The 17030-nt window shown below is 46.7% G+C and carries 13 protein-coding genes; 5 read left to right on the top strand and 8 right to left on the bottom strand.

Features of this window, described 5'->3' with window-relative positions; all coding sequences use genetic code 11:
* Positions 1 to 307 precede the first annotated feature (307 nt).
* The 3 genes from LTAR_RS13730 to LTAR_RS13720 form a co-directional block, all read right to left on the bottom strand.
* On the bottom strand, positions 308 to 598 hold the full coding sequence (locus LTAR_RS13730; protein WP_062422837.1) for a flagellar protein FlaG: 291 nt from the start codon (positions 596 to 598) through the stop codon (positions 308 to 310).
* Between the two features lie 67 nt (positions 599 to 665).
* The gene (fliD, locus tag LTAR_RS13725) at positions 666 to 2402 is read right to left on the bottom strand and encodes a flagellar filament capping protein FliD (RefSeq protein WP_062422836.1); all 1737 of its coding nucleotides are present in this window, start codon (positions 2400 to 2402) and stop codon (positions 666 to 668) included.
* 103 nt (positions 2403 to 2505) lie between these two features.
* Complete coding sequence (locus tag LTAR_RS13720; RefSeq protein WP_158423445.1) at positions 2506 to 3747, bottom strand: flagellin N-terminal helical domain-containing protein; 1242 nt, start codon at positions 3745 to 3747, stop codon at positions 2506 to 2508.
* A gap of 306 nt (positions 3748 to 4053) precedes the next feature.
* Here LTAR_RS13720 and LTAR_RS13715 point away from each other — a divergent pair, with 306 nt between their 5' ends.
* The 4 genes from LTAR_RS13715 (at position 4054) to LTAR_RS13700 (ending at position 9660) form a co-directional block, all read left to right on the top strand.
* Complete coding sequence (locus LTAR_RS13715; RefSeq protein WP_062422834.1) at positions 4054 to 5460, top strand: glycosyltransferase family 92 protein; 1407 nt, start codon at positions 4054 to 4056, stop codon at positions 5458 to 5460.
* The gene (locus LTAR_RS13710) at positions 5447 to 6514 is read left to right on the top strand and encodes a glycosyltransferase family 4 protein (RefSeq protein WP_062422833.1); all 1068 of its coding nucleotides are present in this window, start codon (positions 5447 to 5449) and stop codon (positions 6512 to 6514) included. Before LTAR_RS13715 ends, LTAR_RS13710 begins: the two co-directional genes overlap by 14 nt.
* Positions 6515 to 6569: 55 nt before the next feature.
* On the top strand, positions 6570 to 7949 hold the full coding sequence (locus LTAR_RS13705; RefSeq protein ID WP_062422832.1) for a glycosyltransferase family 92 protein: 1380 nt from the start codon (positions 6570 to 6572) through the stop codon (positions 7947 to 7949).
* A gap of 61 nt (positions 7950 to 8010) precedes the next feature.
* Positions 8011 to 9660, top strand: a complete 1650-nt coding sequence (locus LTAR_RS13700; protein ID WP_062422831.1) for a glycosyltransferase family 2 protein — start codon at positions 8011 to 8013, stop codon at positions 9658 to 9660.
* Positions 9661 to 9706: 46 nt separating this feature from the next.
* Here LTAR_RS13700 and LTAR_RS13695 read toward each other — a convergent pair whose 3' ends face one another.
* Positions 9707 to 11350: a glycosyltransferase gene (locus tag LTAR_RS13695; protein ID WP_062422830.1), complete on the bottom strand. Its 1644-nt coding sequence runs from the start codon at positions 11348 to 11350 to the stop codon at positions 9707 to 9709.
* Between the two features lie 325 nt (positions 11351 to 11675).
* Between LTAR_RS13695 and LTAR_RS13690 the strand changes: the two genes are divergently transcribed.
* Complete coding sequence (locus LTAR_RS13690; protein WP_062422829.1) at positions 11676 to 12659, top strand: ROK family protein; 984 nt, start codon at positions 11676 to 11678, stop codon at positions 12657 to 12659.
* Between the two features lie 48 nt (positions 12660 to 12707).
* On the opposite strand, the gene LTAR_RS13685 is transcribed toward LTAR_RS13690, so the two are convergent.
* The 4 genes from LTAR_RS13685 to LTAR_RS13670 are packed head-to-tail and all read right to left on the bottom strand — an operon-like array spanning position 12708 to position 16995.
* Complete coding sequence (locus LTAR_RS13685) at positions 12708 to 13532, bottom strand: formylglycine-generating enzyme family protein (protein WP_062422828.1); 825 nt, start codon at positions 13530 to 13532, stop codon at positions 12708 to 12710.
* A 51-nt stretch (positions 13533 to 13583) separates the two neighbouring features.
* Positions 13584 to 14156 carry a tetratricopeptide repeat protein gene (locus LTAR_RS13680; protein WP_062422827.1) on the bottom strand — a complete coding sequence of 191 codons (573 nt, stop codon included), beginning with the start codon at positions 14154 to 14156 and terminating at the stop codon, positions 13584 to 13586.
* Complete coding sequence (locus tag LTAR_RS13675; RefSeq protein ID WP_062422826.1) at positions 14153 to 15301, bottom strand: glycosyltransferase family protein; 1149 nt, start codon at positions 15299 to 15301, stop codon at positions 14153 to 14155. Before LTAR_RS13675 ends, LTAR_RS13680 begins: the two co-directional genes overlap by 4 nt.
* Entirely contained in the window at positions 15298 to 16995 is a 1698-nt protein-coding gene (locus tag LTAR_RS13670) for a tetratricopeptide repeat-containing glycosyltransferase family protein (protein WP_062422825.1), read from the bottom strand. Before LTAR_RS13670 ends, LTAR_RS13675 begins: the two co-directional genes overlap by 4 nt.
* Positions 16996 to 17030 lie beyond the last annotated feature (35 nt).

Raw genomic sequence — 17030 nt, 5'->3', positions numbered from 1 at the left:
TCAACCTTCATGGTTAATGCATTCTGCTGATTACTACTCTTATCTCTGTTCTTCTTATCGGCAAAATGGAAAAATACTTTAGAGATTTATTGAATTGATTTATCCATTTTTATGGATTTTCTACAACCACGAAAGAGTTTAAACCGGGCAAAATCGAGAATGTGAAACAAATTGGAAAACTCGAATGAGGTTTTTGGGGATTGGAATAGAGCAACCCATTAAATTTATGTCTGGATTGACTTTACTCGACAAGTCTGAAATATATTAAAGCAAGAGGCTGTCCCTTCGGTGACAGCCTCTTGCCGCCTTAACCTGACTTTTGCAGGATTTGACCTGGTGGAATATCCTTGATGGCTTCTGCAGGGATGGTTCGGACAATTTTGTCCGATTCCTTATCCTTGATCAAAATAATAACGTCATTGGTCTTGGAATCCACCTGGAACTGCAACTTGGTAGCATTGTAAGAGCGTGCTGCCTGTGTTGCTTTCACCGGTTGGCCCGCTGGCTTTTCCGGTTTCTTCTCCTGCTTTGGAGAAGTAAGGCTGCCGGTCAGTTCAACAGCTGCCCGGCCAAGGGAGGAAATTGTAGGATCAGACATGGCTCCTTCCTTTTCCCAACGCCCCGACATCCTTGTCAGGGACGGTACAACACTTGTTAAAACCTGATTATCCGTAGAGCGCTGAATTGATCTTAGATTGATTCATAAAGGTCTCCATCTGCGCCTGGTAATCAGCATAGTATTTCACCAGAGATTCCTCTCGGCGGGTTAATCGTTCATTGATGGATTTAATCCGGCTGTTGAGATTCGTGATGGTGGAATTCTGGGTGGTTATGGTTTTGTTGACATATCCTTCTGTTCCGGCAAAAGAATCCACCTTACTCGCCATGGAATTCATGGCAGCATCTAACAATGCCGTCACGTCACTGAAATGGGTTTTCAGGGCAGTAGTCAGGGCAGAAGAATCCGAGATGGTGGCACTCAGGTCAGAATTTACAGTGATACCGATTTCTGACAAATTGGAATAAATGCCAGTGTTGGTGAAGTCCTGATTCATCAGGGCAATCAATTCATTGCCAACTGATCGTATAGCATATTCACCCGCCAGCGTACCACGAGTATAGGTACCATCATCATTCTTTTTTGTGCTGGTCTTGGTACGAACATAGGATGTCAGATCGTTGAAAGCAGTTAAGAAGCTATTGATCGTTGATGTTGAGGTTGAGGCATCACTCTTGACAACGATATTGGCTGTTTTCCCTTCGGCATCAGAAGCCAGATCCAGCGTCATGCCGCTGATAACATCGGTAAGCCCGGTGTTGGAACTTCGGGTCATTTCCATGTCATTGATCGAGAAAGACGCATTGATCGGGCTGACTTTGGTATTGAGTACGCCGCCGGAGAGAACCCCCAGATTGGAAAGCACACTCCCGGTCGTGTCGGAAGCCTGCATCACATGAGCTGAACCAGTCGCCCCGTTCTTCAACACCAGTGTGTTGTTGATGATCGAAGATACCACTTCATTCCCGGTGCCATAGGTGGCGGCATTAATAGCAGAATTGATATCCACCAGGCTCATCCCGCTTGTTACAGAGATGGAAGCGCCCTTGGCTGTATATGAAAGTTGAACAGCACCGCTGGCTTTGTTGGCAGCCGTATACAGGCTTGAATTGGTACCAAATGTTACGGTAAGCCCGCGGCCGGTATCGTAGTTGCCGCCGTTAGTGGGTATGCTTTGCCAGGCAGAAGTAAATTCGGCAGACGAACCTTCCTGAATGCTCTGGGCATTGCCTTCTGAATCCACTATGCGGAATTGCCAGCCAGAAGTGGCATCGTTACGGGTTTCAACATAATACGAACCTGTACCCAGCTCTTTTTGTCCGGGCAGGATAATACTGGAACTGCCAGCATCCACAGAAGAAACTGTGTCGGGCAGAGAATCGACAATAGAAACGCTCCGCTGGGCAGCACCGCCAATGACGAATGTTCCAGTCAGGCCGAGAGCCTGGTTGGAATAGGTCTGGCGGGTGGAATGGACTTCATGGGCAGTCGCCAGCGAAGTCACCGATAATTTATATGTCCCGGCGGAGACGGTTGAACCTACGGTTGCCGTGGCCACAGTGGTTCCTGAGGTCAGCGGTGTTACGGTAACGCTGCGCCCCGGTTTAAGATCGTAGGCGGTGTTTGAACTGCGGAGTTTATTGATGGCGGTTTGCAGGGCATCAAACTTGGTTTTTAAATCCGTATACGCCGCCTTCTTAAGGGTGATGGTATCTTTCTGTTCCGTTAATCGGGTAAGCGGCTGTTTTTCCTGGGTAAGAGTGTAATTGATCAGATTCTGATAGTAAGAATCCAGGTTTTCGATGCCGGATTTGGAAGTGGATGAAGAAACTGAACTTGCCATTTTCGCCTCCGCGGCGGTTCTTGATTGTACTTTGGGGGGAGCCGTTACCGGCTCCCCCCATCGGGGTCAAAACGTGTTAGTGAAGGGTGTTTTGATCAAAGGATTATTTGAAGAGGGTCAACAGGGAAGCAGGAGCCTGGTTGGCCTGAGCCAGCATCGCAATGGCTGTCTGCTGTAAGATCTGGAACTTGCTCGAATTCACCTGCTCTTCCGCCATGTTGGCGTTCATAATACGGTTGTAAGAAGCTTCAACGTTGATCTGGGCGGCAGATACCTGTTCTTCCTTGAATTCCAACCGGCCGGTGAAGGCACCAATCTTGGACATAATACCGTTGACTGTGTCCAGCTTTTCTTCCAACGTGGTCATCAGTTGCCGATAATCTGCTGCGGTTGTCAGAGCATTGCCTGTTGAGCCACCCGCTTTTACCGTGTATTCACCCTGGGCGGAATAGTTGACTGTGGCAGTTACGGGAGCGGTATCAGAGGTAAGAGCCGCAAAAGTGACAACCAGGCCATTACCAAAATCGATGTCGCCGCCAGCATGCAGATCAGTCGTCCAGCTCTTGGCCACAGTGCCAGTACCGGTATCAGATTGGGCAATATTCATCACGTTGCCGGAAGCATCAAGCAGTTCAATCTTGTCATCGGCGCCGGTATTGGAGTTGACCGTGACGCGTACGGTGTAAGTACCGGTCCCCAGCTGGGTCAGGTTGGCATTGATTGTGCCGCTTGTGGTGGCAGCAGATAAAACCGTAGTGGCCTGTGCGCCAACTTTTGCTTCAGAAGTTGTGGATTTCACCGCCAGACCAAGACCGGTATCACCGGTGGCGGCCAGGTTGACCAGACCACTGACATTGGTTATGTCATTGGCATCGGCACCTGTCTGGAAGGAAAGAGCCGTGTCTTTATAATTACCACTGATCAATTTGTTGCCGTTCCAGGCAGTCTGGTCAACGATATCATCGATCTGTGCGGCATAGGCATTCAACTGTTCTTTAATGGCATCGCGCTCTGCGCTACCCATGGTGTCAGAAGCTGCCTGACTGGCCTTGTTTTTCATCTGCACAAGAATGTCGGTAATGCGGCCGACACCGGCTTCTGCAACAGCCAGCAAGTTTTTGGCATCGCCAATATTGGAAAGAGCCACCTGCAAACCCTGACTGCGGGCATTCAATTTGGTGGCAATGGTCAGGCCGGCGGGATCGTCGGCGGCAGAGTTGATGCGCTTACCGGTTGACAACCGGGTCTGGGCAACGCCTAACTGTTTGTTAACAGAGGTCAAAGCCCACAGGGAATTCAAAGCGCCGATATTTGAAGCAATACGAGTTACATCTTGATTAGCCATTTCAAACCTCCATGTTTGTGGTTCGCCGGGGGTTCCTTCCCCCAGCATTTGGGAATTTGGGTTCCTTTTTTTTTTATTTTCCGCTTCCGGTCTGGAACCCTGATAACCGGTTCGCGTTCCTTCACTATTTTCTGGCAGGTATCTCTACGATAATGCCTCCTTCAGTGTATCCTTTGATCAATCTATAGAAGATTATCGTAGATCAGCCTGAAAACTTAAGCCCTTTTTGAATTTCGGCGTGAATATTGCATAAATATTGGGGACTAAAACCACAACCGGCTGAAGCACATATACTACAATAATTCTATGTACCTTTCATTATGTTTGATCGCCAAAGATGAGAATACGTACCTCAAGGAATGGCTTGATTACCATATCTTATTCGGGGTGGAACATTTCTGGATATATGACAACGATTCCACTGTTCCTTTGGCTGAATCTATCAGTGACTACATCCAGAAAGGTTGGGTAACCTGCAATACCATCCATGGCAAAGGCAGGCAGCTTTTTGCTTATGATCACTGCCTGCAAACCTACGGCCATTACTCCCGCTGGATCGGTTTTATCGACACCGATGAATTTATTCTGCCCAAAACAGGGAAAGACATCCCCGAATTCCTTAGAGATTTTGAACAATACGGCGGATTGGCTTTAAGTTCGCTTTTCTTCGGGCCTGGCGGCAACCAGAACCGTCCCCGCTGCGGGCAGGTAGCCGGTTATCTGATGCGAACCCCGGAAGAGCTATCCAAAAACCGATCGGTGAAAGCCATCATCCAGCCGGAAAAAGTGATGTTTCCGGTTTCGCCGCATTCCTTCATGTTTCGTGAAGGATACTATTGCGTAAATGAACAGGGCAGCCGGGTGGATACACAGTATTTTCCCTGCAGTGTACAGAAAATCCAGTTGAACCATTACTATACCCGCTCGGCGCAGGAATGGAAAGATAAACTATCCCGCGGCCGGGGAGACATGGGTGACGCCTATTCCAACCAGCGCTGGATTGATATCTCGAAAAACAGCACAGTTCGTGACGAAGCCGCGCCATGGGCAATCATACATCATCTTAAACTTCCGCCAGCCAGAGCCAGAAATTTCGCTGCCCTCACCGACCCGACATCCACACAGTTCCTTGGCCTGATGTCTACGGCAGCCGAATCAGTCCTTCCTCCCCCATGTAACGCAGCGCCGGTGGAGGAAATCACTGATCGCAAAGAAATGGTAGACCTTATTAAGGATCTTCTAGACGGCATGGACTATATGGGTTCTGGCCGATTTCTGGAAGCCCGGCAGTTATACAGCCGACTGATTCGGCAGTTCCCCCATGATCTGAATTTTTACGGCAATTTTGCCTCTGCCTGTATTGAAATGAAAGATTTCCCAGCCGCCTGGGAAGCTCTGGCACAGGGCTGGCGGATGTCACCGAGAAATTGGACACTTCTGTTTTGCATGGTGGATTACTTTTATGCCATCGGTGACTATGCCCAGGCGGAAAAATGTTCCTACCTGATCCAGAGTTATGGCAACCTGGAACCGCTGGGCGTTGCCGCCCTGGCGCTCTCACAATGGAAACAGGGGAAGAAGGAGCAGGCTATGGAAACAGCCCGGTTATTACTTCCACAGCTGACACCCGAACTGGCATCCAGCCATGTGTTGTTCCAGGAAATGGTATCCCTGATGAATCTGGAAGGAAAGGTCGGTCATGACCAGAAATAGACACACCCATCAAGACAGGCCGCTGGATATCGTCTTTTATATCCTCTCTTCCCACGGAGAACGCCTTCACGAACCCGACTATCCCGAACTCAATCCGCTGGGTGGCAGTGAGACAGCCGCCCTGCGGCTGGCAGATACCCTCAGGCAAATGGGCAACCAGGTACGGATTATTACAGATGCGGATCTACTTAATGGCCTGACTTGCGATGTATTTGTTTCTCTACGCGTGTGGCAAGTTTTCCAGCTGGGTTTATATCCGGGTAAGGTTAACTATCTCTGGTGCCAAGATGATGTTGACCAGAAACTGGTGGAAGACCTTCATAAACCGGAAGTCGCTTTACCGATTTATAAACGGCTGACCGGCCTTTTCTTGCTCTCAACCTATCAACAGGTACGGTGGATTAAATCACTGCACCTTGCGGTTGAAAAGATCATCCCGACAACCAATGGGATTCCAATGGAAAAATTCCATGTGAATCCAACCACATTACGTCAGCGTAAACCCTGGTGCTACTATGCTTCTACACCATTCAGAGGGCTTCATCTGTTATTGCAATCCTGGCCGGCTATCCGTCAGGCGGTACCCCGTGCTCAACTGCATATCTTTTCATCCATGAAAGTCTACAATGCAGAAGATAACATCGAATTTTTGCAGCTTTTCGAAAAAGCCCGAAACCTGCCGGGAATAAATTATCGTGGAGTGGTCGGGCAAAAAGAATTGCGTGAAACCGCAGAATCTTGCCGTGCCCTTGCCTATCCATGCACATTCCCAGAGACATCATGTATTGCGGCCATGGAAGCTATGGCCGCCGGGTGCGTTGTGGTGAGCACCAGCGTGGGTGCATTAATTGAGACCGCCTGGCAAAATCCGCTTATTGCTCCAGGGAATGACTGGCTCAGAATCTGGGAAAAAGCCCTGATAAAAATTCTTTCAGATGACAATGAATACGAACGTCTGGCATTGCACAATCTGGATGTCGTTAAATATTATGATTGGCCAGTAATCGCCAGACAATGGCAAAATCGATTCCGCGAAGATCTGGGCTCAGTATGAATTTCTTTCTTGATAGGCACCGCGTGAAAGACTCCTTATCCCTTCATGAGGATATATGTACCTCTCCCTGTGTCTGATCGTAAAAAATGAAAACAACTACCTCCAGGAATGGATTGATTATCATATTCTCCTGGGTGTTGAGCATTTTTGGATATATGATAACGAAAGTACCATTCCGGTTGAGAATACACTTAAAACTTATATCCAGTCGGGTTGGGTGACCGTCCACCATATTGAAGGCCGGGTAGTGCAGATGTATGCCTATGATCACTGCATTCAGACATACGGCCGCCTCAGTAAATGGATTGGTTTTCTCGATACAGACGAGTTTATCGTTCCTCACACTCCCAATCTCTTAAGTACTTACTTAAGAGATTTTGAACAATACGGCGGATTCGCCATTAGCTCACTTTTCTTTGGCGATAACGGTCACAAACACAGTCCACCTGCCGGACAGATCGCCGGGTATCGAAAACGAACCCCTGAAAGATTTTCCCGGAATCGTTTCGTGAAAATGATCGTCCAACCCGAAAAAGTGATCTACCCTATCTCTCCTCATTCCTTCCTCTTTAAGGAAGGTGCATATTGTGTTAATGAGAAAAAACTGCGTGTCGATGCACAAGAATTTCCCTGCCATGCCGATTCAATTCATATCAATCATTACTTTACCCGCTCTGAAGAAGAATGGAAAATAAAAATGGCGAGGGGAGGTGGAGCAGGAATCCAGTACTCAGAAGATCATTGGGCCAATGTCAACAGGTTTTCCACCGTTGAAGACAACCGGGCAATAGAGTTAATAAAAAGCATTATCCAAAATCATTACAGAGAACACCTGCCTGCTTCGGATGATTTTGAAGGGGACCTGCCACAAATCCTCCATGAAGTGGCAGCTCACGTGCCTGTTCCTGAATTGCCGTCAATCGAAAATGAAAACCAGAATGACATACATCCCCGTCAAGAGCTGGTTGATTATTTCCGAACGTCCGAACAGGGCATAAGTTTTTTGAATTCAGGCCAGCTGATGGAAGCCCGTCAATTCTATGCAAACGAGATATCCCGATTCCCATTTGATGTAACCCGCTACACGAATTTCGCCGCTGTGTGCATCCAGATGGGTGATCTTCAGACTGCCTGGCCGGCTCTGGCCGAAGCCTGGCGGATTGCGCCGAAATCGCTGTATGTTTTGCTTTGTATGACCGATTATTTCTATGCGATTGGTAATTTTGCCCAGGCAGAAAAAACCAGCCTGCTGGCAGCATCTCAAGGTGATCTGGAGCCGAATGCCATAGCCATTCTGGCGCTATCTCAATGGAAACAGGGAAAAATCAAGGAAGCCATATCGTCTGCAGAACCATTAATGAAATATGCAGATCAGCGAATCAATAAAAATCCATATATTTCAGAAATTTTGTCACTGATCAATCAGACAAATTAAAAATCGTCAGCCTGTGTCGTAAATTCCTGGAATCACTGTTGAACATGGAAGGAGCAATGCAATGAGTGAACTATCAAATAGAAAATCACCGAATAAAAAAGAATTTCAACAGAATGATTCAGCAGCCAATTTGACAGTAGCAGGAATTAGTGAAATTAACCACGTCAGAGAGTTGGCAGGCCCATCGAATGAAATCATCATCATCAACACAGATCATAACCGTCCATCCCAGCCAGACGACGACATGTTGACAGCGAGAAGAGAAAAGGTCATCGCGGCTCTGGGAGATCGAGCAGACATGGTCAGCATAGCCGTGCAGGCGTTCAACAGGCTTGAGAAAACAAAAATATGTATTGACTCCATATTGCGGTGGACGAATGATTTTGATTATGAACTCATCCTGTTTGATAATGGATCAACGGATGGCACATTGGATTACTTCAAATCGATTAACCATCCGCGAAAAAAGATCATCCGGGTAACAAAAAACCTCGGCGGGATTGTCAATATCGTCTTCAACCACTATTCCGGGCGTTATCTTGCCTACATTATGGGCGATGTTTATGTCACGAAGAACTGGTTGAAGAATCTGCTCACCTGCATGAAAAGTGATGACACCATCGGGATGGTATCACCAGTGGCATCCAATGTCAGCCTGCAAACAGTCGATTTAAAATTCAATACACTAGAAGAGATGCAGGAAAAAGCTGCCGCTTTCAATACGTCGAATCCTGCTCTCTGGCAAGAAAGACTGGCTCTCTTTCCGGCTGTTGGTCTGTATAGACGGGAAGCTCTCGAATTGGGCGGCCTCGGAGACACAGGATTTCACCATTATCTTGCAGATAATGATTTTTCCTTTCGCATTCGCCGGGCCGGATTCAAATTGATCTTATGTAAAGATACATTTGTCCACCATGATCATGATCGAAATAATCCACAGGAGAAAAATCAGACAGAAAAAAATGTATCTTTTGAAACCGGGAGAAAAGAGTTTCGGAAGAAGTATTTCGGTATTGATGCATTTGATGATGTCAATAATTTTGAAAGTTCCCTGATATCTTTGATTTCCCCGGAGAAAATCTCATCAAAGAATCCACTCTCTGCTCTTGGAATAGACGTTTTGTGTGGCACTCCCCTGCTTGAATTAAAAAATAAAATCCGTGAATATGGGGGGAAAACTTGTCAATTAAATGCATTTTCCAGCGATCCCAGGTATTGGTTGGACCTACATACAATTTGTGACGGGCAGGTTGTCTGTGATCCCATCGAAACGCTGAGTGCGCAATTCAAAAATCAGACCTTTGATTATGTTTTACTGGGCAAACCAATAAACGCATTTCCCAATCCATTTGCTCTTTTCCGAAGTTTGTTGCCGCTACTAGACAAAAATGGTAGTCTGTTACTAAAGTTGCACAACTCATACGATGTATTCGCCGTCCTCCAGACGTGTGGTGCCAATCTTCAACTCTCAACTTTGAATACCAATCCAGATGAAAGATTTGCACAGGTACATATAGATGAGTTTGTCAGACTCATGGAAGACTCCGGATGTTATCCCCGCAAATTTCTGGTTGATAATTGGCCATTGGATGGCAATATCCGGGATGTATTAAAAAGAACAATCATGGCATCAGGCGTGGGAATTAACCCGGAAGAAGCTTTTACAAGGGCATTAATCCGAGATTATGTCATCGAAGTCTGTAAGAAATAGACTTCGGGCCAAAACCAAATAATTGTCAATATCAGTTTGACCGGTTTTACCGCGCCAGGTTCAGGACATAATCTCTGGTCAGTATGCGGGTTAATACTTCGTTCTTATTGTCAGAGAAGCTGTCTGAATTCACTATTCTTTTCACAACATCCTGAATATTGGCATCCATTGGCCAATTTTCAACAGAGATTTTCTTGATTTGATAACCAAGAGTATTCACATGTCTGTTGAAATCCTCAATATTTATTTGCCAGGCTGGCAAATCTGCGGCTTCACCAACATTGAGGTTGGCTCCCAGTGATTTGAGTGTGGTGACCACATCGAATGTATTCCGTAATTTTATAAGTAGATGCCCATCGGGTTTTATTTTTTTCAAAAGGATGTTTAATAAATCAACAGGCCGAACCGCATATGTATTGATCGGCCTGCCCAGCAAAATAAAATCAAACAATGTATCGGTGAAATGCTCACTCAGGTATTCAATCCTGTCTGAGGTGACTTCACCGACGCAGATGGTTTTCAGGTCAAGCCAGTACTTTGGATCGGTTGTAAATGCAGATAGGCGCGTATCAAAATGATCGCCCATTTGCAGTTTATTTTTTAATTCAAGAATGGGTGCGCCGCACCGAACATCAATCCCCAGAATTTCGAGCTTATTTCTTCCATTGTACTGTTCGATATCCACCGTGGATAACAGGATCGTTTCAAAGTTACTACCATCAATCCAGCCATTAATGCCAAAGTACTTTTGTTCAAAATCGCGTGCGGCCGCCCGTAAATCTCTGGAACGGTCTTCAAGATCTTTTCCCTGAAGATTCGTGCGGGGATGGTCGTGGTGAACATACGTGTCCTGGCAGAGAATGGTTTTGTACCCGGCCCGGCGGATACGAAACGCCAGATCATAGTCTGAGCTAGAATGGAAGAAACCATAATCACTGATCTTTCCGGCAATATCCAGCGCTTCACGTTTGTACACACCACCAGACGGTTCCATGATGAGACGCTCATACCAGAGGCGCGGATCCGAGATATTATGTTTTGCCGCTTTTTCCTGCATTTCTTCATAAGAAGAAAAGGTAAAAGTCGGCGTTTCATTATGGTCCACATTAAAAATTATTGGAGCCGCCACACCGATTTTGGGATCACTTCGCACACAGGTGAGTAAATTCGTCAACCAGTTCTTTGTGACATACGTATCAGCAGGAATATAAACAATATACCGGCCAGACCATTCAATATGGGGAGCAGGAGCTAAACTGCCAACATTCTGAGATATGTGATAGATTTTCTTCCTGTCATACGGCACCTGCTTGAAGAAATCCAGTGTGCCATCCGTGGATCCGTTATCCAACAGGATCAATTCAAAATCAATACCTTTGGTGTAATTCAATATGCTTTCGAGGCATGTTTTTGTCTTGTCAAGCCGGTTATACGCCTGGACAAAAAGGGTCACAAGCTCTGACCGGTCTCCCAGTATGGCTGTCACCCGGTTTTGCCGGGTCTTTTCCAGAGACTCTTCTGGGGGAGTATTCACCTGCCCATCTGTATTGATTTCGTAAATTCCCTCTTCAGAAGGGCTTATCGGCATTCCTTTTGGATGAACTTTGTCAGTTCCTGAATTCAATGCACTTTTTTTGGGGGCGTTTCCACTCGATGATTTATTACTCGTATTCTCTCTGTTTTTAGCCATAGAAGGTCGCCTTACCTTTTATAAAAAGAAGTGTTCAAAATTCCGGTTTGTTTGGTCATCTCACGAACAATTGTAACTTTATTACTCTATCAGCATTTAGCACAAGAATCTGTTAATCTTATCTGAAAATTTTCCTTTTTTAGTCTTTTTTAATCCCGTATATCTCTGGAATACAAGATCGCCAACGTTTGGTGTGAACAAAGGATTTCGATACATCAGGAAATTTACACCGGAAAAAAAGATTTTATTTTGTCATTGTATGCAATATCATCCATTCGACAAACTAATTAGAAATATCTATACTGGGCAATATTGAGGTGACAACATGACAAACACAGCCAACTTTGCACTGGCATTTGATTTTGGTGGAACAAAACTGGCCGCCAGTCTGATAAATACAGCCACAGGTACCATATCCAATCTCATCCGTCTTCCGGCTCCCGCTGAACAGGGAGCTGATGCCTGTTTTCAGGCGATGGTAAAAACCGGTTCGACAATTTTGGATTCATGCGCCATACCCAGAGAAGAAATCAAGGGGATCGGTATCAGCTTTGGAGGGATTATCAGTGATGATGGCAAATCTGTGGTGAAATCAATGCATGTAAAAAACTGGAACAACTTTCCGCTTCCTGAAAAGATTTCATCATTGTTCAATTTGCCAACGTACATGGAAAACGATGGCAACGCAGCCGCCATCGGAGAATGGATATTTGGTGCCGGTAAAGGCGTATCAGATATGCTCTACATCCAAATATCCACAGGGGTGGGTTCTGGACTGATCCTTTCCAACCGGCTTTTCAAAGGACAGGGCATGGCCGGTGAATTCGGCCATATGACGGTTGAACCGGATGGTCCGTTATGCGCCTGCGGAAAGTATGGTTGTGTTGAAACTCTCACCTCAGGATGGGCGTTCAGTAAATACGGAACTGAAGCCTACCAGAATGCCGAAATGGACAGTCCACTGTACCGCCTGGGGAATAATAATCTTGGCAAGATCGATGCTCAACTCTTATTTGAGGCCTGTCGTGAAGGTGATATTCAAGCTGTGAAAATCGTTGAACGGGGAATCGATGCACTTGGGTTGGGGATCAGCTATGTAGTTGAGTTGATTGATCCACAGTTGATCGTACTGGGAGGCGGCGTTACCCGATCCTGGGACGTTATGTATCCTTTGATAATAAAAGCAACACAGAAATACCTATCTCCGCTCTTTCAACAACGGGTCAAGCTGGTTCATTCATTTTTCGATGGAACAGAAACGCTCCTGGGTGCGGCCATGCTCACCACAATGAATCTTAACAATAACTGATCCAGTGAATGATTAATCCACCGGGTCTCATTTTCCGTACTTCACAGATCAATCCAAAGATCGGGCTATTCTGAAACCTACAGCAAAGGAGATATGATCAGCCATTTGACCTTCGCGGCTCTGGCAGCGCGCCAGCCGATGGCTGTAGTACCACGCCCCACCACGAACTACGTATTTCGGATCTTTTGGCGGTGTCGGCGGAACTTCTCCGTACGGATAAGGGAGAAGCAGATCGCTGGTCCATTCATATACATTTCCAGCCATATCCACGGCACCAACCGGGCTGTCGCCTGCCGGAGAATACGATCCAACCGGAGTTGGGCCGCCTTTTCCGCTATCCTGTGTATTGCACCGCCAGGGATCAAAATCATCTCCCCAGGGATAGATACGGCCGTCGGTGCCAGATGCCGCCCGTTCCCACTCCCCTTCTGTGGGAAGTCGGTAATGCTTACCAGTAACTTCACTTAACCAGGCACAGTAAGCTTCTGCATCCTTTTTACTAACATTCACCACAGGTAGAAATTCCGTTCCTTCGGGATATTTAAATCCCTGCCAACCTTTGGGTACTTTGTAGCCGGTCTTCCAGACAAACGAAAAATACTCAAGATTGGTAACGGGGGTCATCCCGATCTCAAATTCCTTACCAATCACCTGGGTACAGGGTTGTTCTATACGGAAGAGTCCGTCTTCATACCATTCATGCGCCCAATCTTCATTTTGAACAAGGAGCATCACATGGTCTTCAGAACTTCCCATCCAAAAAGGTCCTGCCGGTACATAGACCATTTTAGGCTCAAAAGCATTGCTTTTGGCCGTACCAACGCTGCCATTTTTTGATGATTGTGAAGGATGCATCCGGGGGATGGGCGACATTTTTTAACCTTAATTTCTAATTTTAATTAAATTATAAACCAGCAGAAAAAATTAATTCACACTTTGTAGCTGGTTAAGGGCATCGATAGCCATTTGGGAATCAGATTGATACATTAATATACGTTCAAAGCATAGTTTGGCAGAAGCCAAATCCCCGCCCATTTCATAACATTTCCCCATAAGATACAGGGCTTCACAATCAGACGGATTGCTTCTCACAATACCAGCCAGCAATGTGGCAGCATCACCCAATCGGTCCTGCTGTTGAAAGTATAAAAAAGCCAGATTTTTGACAGTTTGTTCATGATTGGGCTTGAATTGCAAAGCCTGAAGATAGGCAATTTCAGCCTGATGGAAATCACCGGAAAACATATAAGCTACACCGAGATTGTTATACGCCTCCACCGATTCGGGTTCTAATTCTGTAACTCGGATAAACCGGGCAACAGCGCCTTCCGGTTTTTCAAGGTGAATTTGACAGTCTCCCATGGCGGTGAGGATGGCCGGTGTATTCGGGAATCTCGAATCAGCCATGCATAATTTTTCCCAGGCAGCCTGCCATTCACGTTTATCAATCAATGATTGGATTTGTTTCATGGTAGCTATATAATCTTGATTCTTCATAATTCGTTTTCCCATTGCGATGTCAACAGCAGCCGGCTGCTGTTATTTAAAGGAGGAGCTCCCAGCGGGCGGGTGGAATACAGGCTGCCGAGACGCACATACGTGTCTACAATAGTCTGAATATTCTCCTCCAGACTTCTGGATAGGGCATACAAATACGGTGCACCAGATGCTTCCGCCTGATAATCCGCCAGGTAATCCACAGTCTCTACAACCGCCTTTAGCCATCCCTCGGCGGTATTTTCCACAATCCATCCATAGCTCTGCAGATCGTATACAGCAGCACCCTGGCTCGCTATCCATGGAATTTTTAACGCCATGTACTCCAGGATCGCACTGCAGGAGTTCCGTTGCTCTAAATCAGTTACATATGGAATTAGGCCAATATCTATCTGACTGAGCAGCCGGTACCATCCACCGGATGAATTCCAATCAACAAGTTCCACCTGACCGGTGGGTAGATTTAATGCCCCTACCGCTTCTGGATGGTCAACAGAAAAGATGATGCGGGCATTCGGGCGCATCTGGCACAAAGCTTCCAGAGCCATTAATACACCACTCTGTTTCATGGATTGAAGGCGGCGTACGGTGCCCCTCCAGCCAAGGGTAATCCCTTTGTGCGACTGCGGCGCTATCAAACTCAGACGTTCCAAATCGAGAAAATCAGGAAGCACCAGGGTTCGTGTATAGGCATTCCAATCATCACACAGGCGTTGTGATGGTGTGGTCGCCCCATGAGTTGACTGAAGTGTCCATTTCAATTGTGTTAATAAAGCTGTCTGGTTATCAGCCGCTTTACCTGCCTGTGGACCGCCATTAATCTCCATGTCATGGACATCGGCCAGTTCATCTTCATTCATCAGTTGATAGGCATCCACAAAATCTGCAATGATGGTTTTATCACGGGCTTTCCAATGCTGAATTCGGGGAAGGAGTTCAGGCCATAATCCCCGGTGAATGATAATATAGTCGCTGTTTTCGAGCAGATCATTGACTTCCGTTGTATTGACGGCGAAATCATGCCAGCTGATCAGGTCGGCAGAATAACGACCGGTGCGGTTAATCACCCTGGCCGGTGCTACGCAGCGTCTTTCGACAGAACATCTTAATTCTTCAGATTCAGGGCAAACAAATACAAAATTCATTTACCCTCCTTGGGGAAAGGCTTTGACTGGGTGGCATGGATAGCCTTTTGAATGATCGCACTCCACTGGGCAGCCATTTGCCGGGCTTCCCGTTTGCCTGCCTTCTCAAAACCATCCATTGCCAATTTGGATCGAAGTTCTGTATCGGTGATCAGCGTTTTCAAATGACTATACCAATCGTCCACAGATCTGGCGATGAGCCCGCCGGCATGCCATTCTTCTGCAGCAGGCAAAGGTGACCCTACCCAGGCAGCCTTGCGTACACCCGCTTCCAGGTATTTTCGATCTCCTTCCAACCGGGTTACCTCATCCATTGTTTGAATGGGGAATAAATGAATATCAGCCTGCGCGAGAAGGAAAGGATGATCTTCGGGTTCTGTTGGTGGAAGGTATATTCGCCTGGTATCTGGAATGGAATCAAATAATTGATATGCTTCGGGATCCCCGCTGACAACCAGACGAGTCTGAGGAAATTCACGTAATATCCGAATCACCACACGTCGTATGGAGGCAACGTTTTCCAGGTTTCCTGGTTCGGTGAAAATACCCAGGTTAACCCGCGCCGAGGGAGTTGTGGTTTTTGTCCAAAGGCTGTTTTTCATGGACCAGCCATCAGGTATGGTGTAAGCCTGGTATCCCTCGTCAGAGAACTTCAACGCCGCCTGACTGGATGGAAAAACCAGGATATCGGAGAGCTGAAGCGCCGCTGTAAAAGTGCGCGGATCAGCCAGATTGGTGTTATTCAAAGACCGTGAGGCCGGATGTCCGGATGGAAGAATCCGAAAATCGGTGTCCAAATCCATAACCACCGGATTCCCCGACCCTGCCCAGGCAGCCAGAGCTTTCATAAAAACCGGGTTACCATGAGGATTATGAGCGATGACCAGGTCATAACCTTCCCAGGGGAGTGAGATGTTTTCCCAGCGAGTTTCGATGATAGTACCGCTCTGTTCCAGGGCAGACTGCATCACCGGCAGACGCAAAGGGGAGAACATGGAAGGTTCACCAATCAGAATTGCACGAACCGCTTTTTGTTCCTGCGAAACAGTTATGGAATTTTCAGTTGAATCATTTGAAATGATTTCTGCATTTTGTTCGGTATTGGAGATTAATGTACGCTGCAAATCAATTAACTCTGCGGCCAGGTCAACTCTACCCTGAGACCGGGCCTGACGAATATTCAATTCCAAAATAGCCGGCAGCAGAGCATCAATTTCATCGAGATGTTCCGAAACACTTTCTGCCGGTGAGTCGCTATGCATGGTCTTTTCCAGGAGATCTGCCGCCCGTTTGACCTGTCCCTCATCGATCTCCAGAGAATGCCCGGTTAAACTCTCTGCCAGACGGTTGATCGCCTGTGGATGCAATGGAGGAAATCCTCCGGCAATACTGACATGATCTGCCGTGGCAGTATCTGCCAGGGATAACCGCTGTTGAATATCGATACGTTGTGGCTCGGTCTTTGCGGCCAACCTGTAGATTATTCCCGCCGCCTGAGTATCACCGGCCATCAAGTATGCATCCCCGATGATTACCATTGTAGATACATCATCCGGAAATTTCTCCAATAATGATGCATATGTCTCCAATGCCCGGGCAACCATGTCGCGCTGTAAATAGTATCGCCCCAGATCGCGTAATCGCGTCAGTTCGGTGAGATTGGTAAGATTTTCTGCAGGCTCGTTAATAACCATATGATATGTAAATCCGGATGAATGATTTTCGTTCC

Origin of the sequence: Leptolinea tardivitalis, from assembly GCF_001050275.1 — a bacterium.
Taxonomy (GTDB): Bacteria; Chloroflexota; Anaerolineae; order Anaerolineales; family Anaerolineaceae; genus Leptolinea; species Leptolinea tardivitalis.
This window is presented reverse-complemented; position numbering and strand designations above follow the sequence as displayed.

Coding starts and splice junctions, on each gene's coding strand:
- LTAR_RS13715 (WP_062422834.1), top strand. CDS start 4,054: ATGTACCTTTCATTATGTTTGATCGCCAAAGATGAGAATACGTACCTC.
- LTAR_RS13685 (WP_062422828.1), bottom strand. CDS start 13,532: ATGTCGCCCATCCCCCGGATGCATCCTTCACAATCATCAAAAAATGGC.
- fliD (WP_062422836.1), bottom strand. CDS start 2,402: ATGGCAAGTTCAGTTTCTTCATCCACTTCCAAATCCGGCATCGAAAAC.
- LTAR_RS13720 (WP_158423445.1), bottom strand. CDS start 3,747: ATGGCTAATCAAGATGTAACTCGTATTGCTTCAAATATCGGCGCTTTG.
- LTAR_RS13690 (WP_062422829.1), top strand. CDS start 11,676: ATGACAAACACAGCCAACTTTGCACTGGCATTTGATTTTGGTGGAACA.
- LTAR_RS13675 (WP_062422826.1), bottom strand. CDS start 15,301: ATGAATTTTGTATTTGTTTGCCCTGAATCTGAAGAATTAAGATGTTCT.
- LTAR_RS13710 (WP_062422833.1), top strand. CDS start 5,447: ATGACCAGAAATAGACACACCCATCAAGACAGGCCGCTGGATATCGTC.
- LTAR_RS13700 (WP_062422831.1), top strand. CDS start 8,011: ATGAGTGAACTATCAAATAGAAAATCACCGAATAAAAAAGAATTTCAA.
- LTAR_RS13670 (WP_062422825.1), bottom strand. CDS start 16,995: ATGGTTATTAACGAGCCTGCAGAAAATCTTACCAATCTCACCGAACTG.
- LTAR_RS13680 (WP_062422827.1), bottom strand. CDS start 14,156: ATGAAGAATCAAGATTATATAGCTACCATGAAACAAATCCAATCATTG.
- LTAR_RS13730 (WP_062422837.1), bottom strand. CDS start 598: ATGTCTGATCCTACAATTTCCTCCCTTGGCCGGGCAGCTGTTGAACTG.
- LTAR_RS13695 (WP_062422830.1), bottom strand. CDS start 11,350: ATGGCTAAAAACAGAGAGAATACGAGTAATAAATCATCGAGTGGAAAC.
- LTAR_RS13705 (WP_062422832.1), top strand. CDS start 6,570: ATGTACCTCTCCCTGTGTCTGATCGTAAAAAATGAAAACAACTACCTC.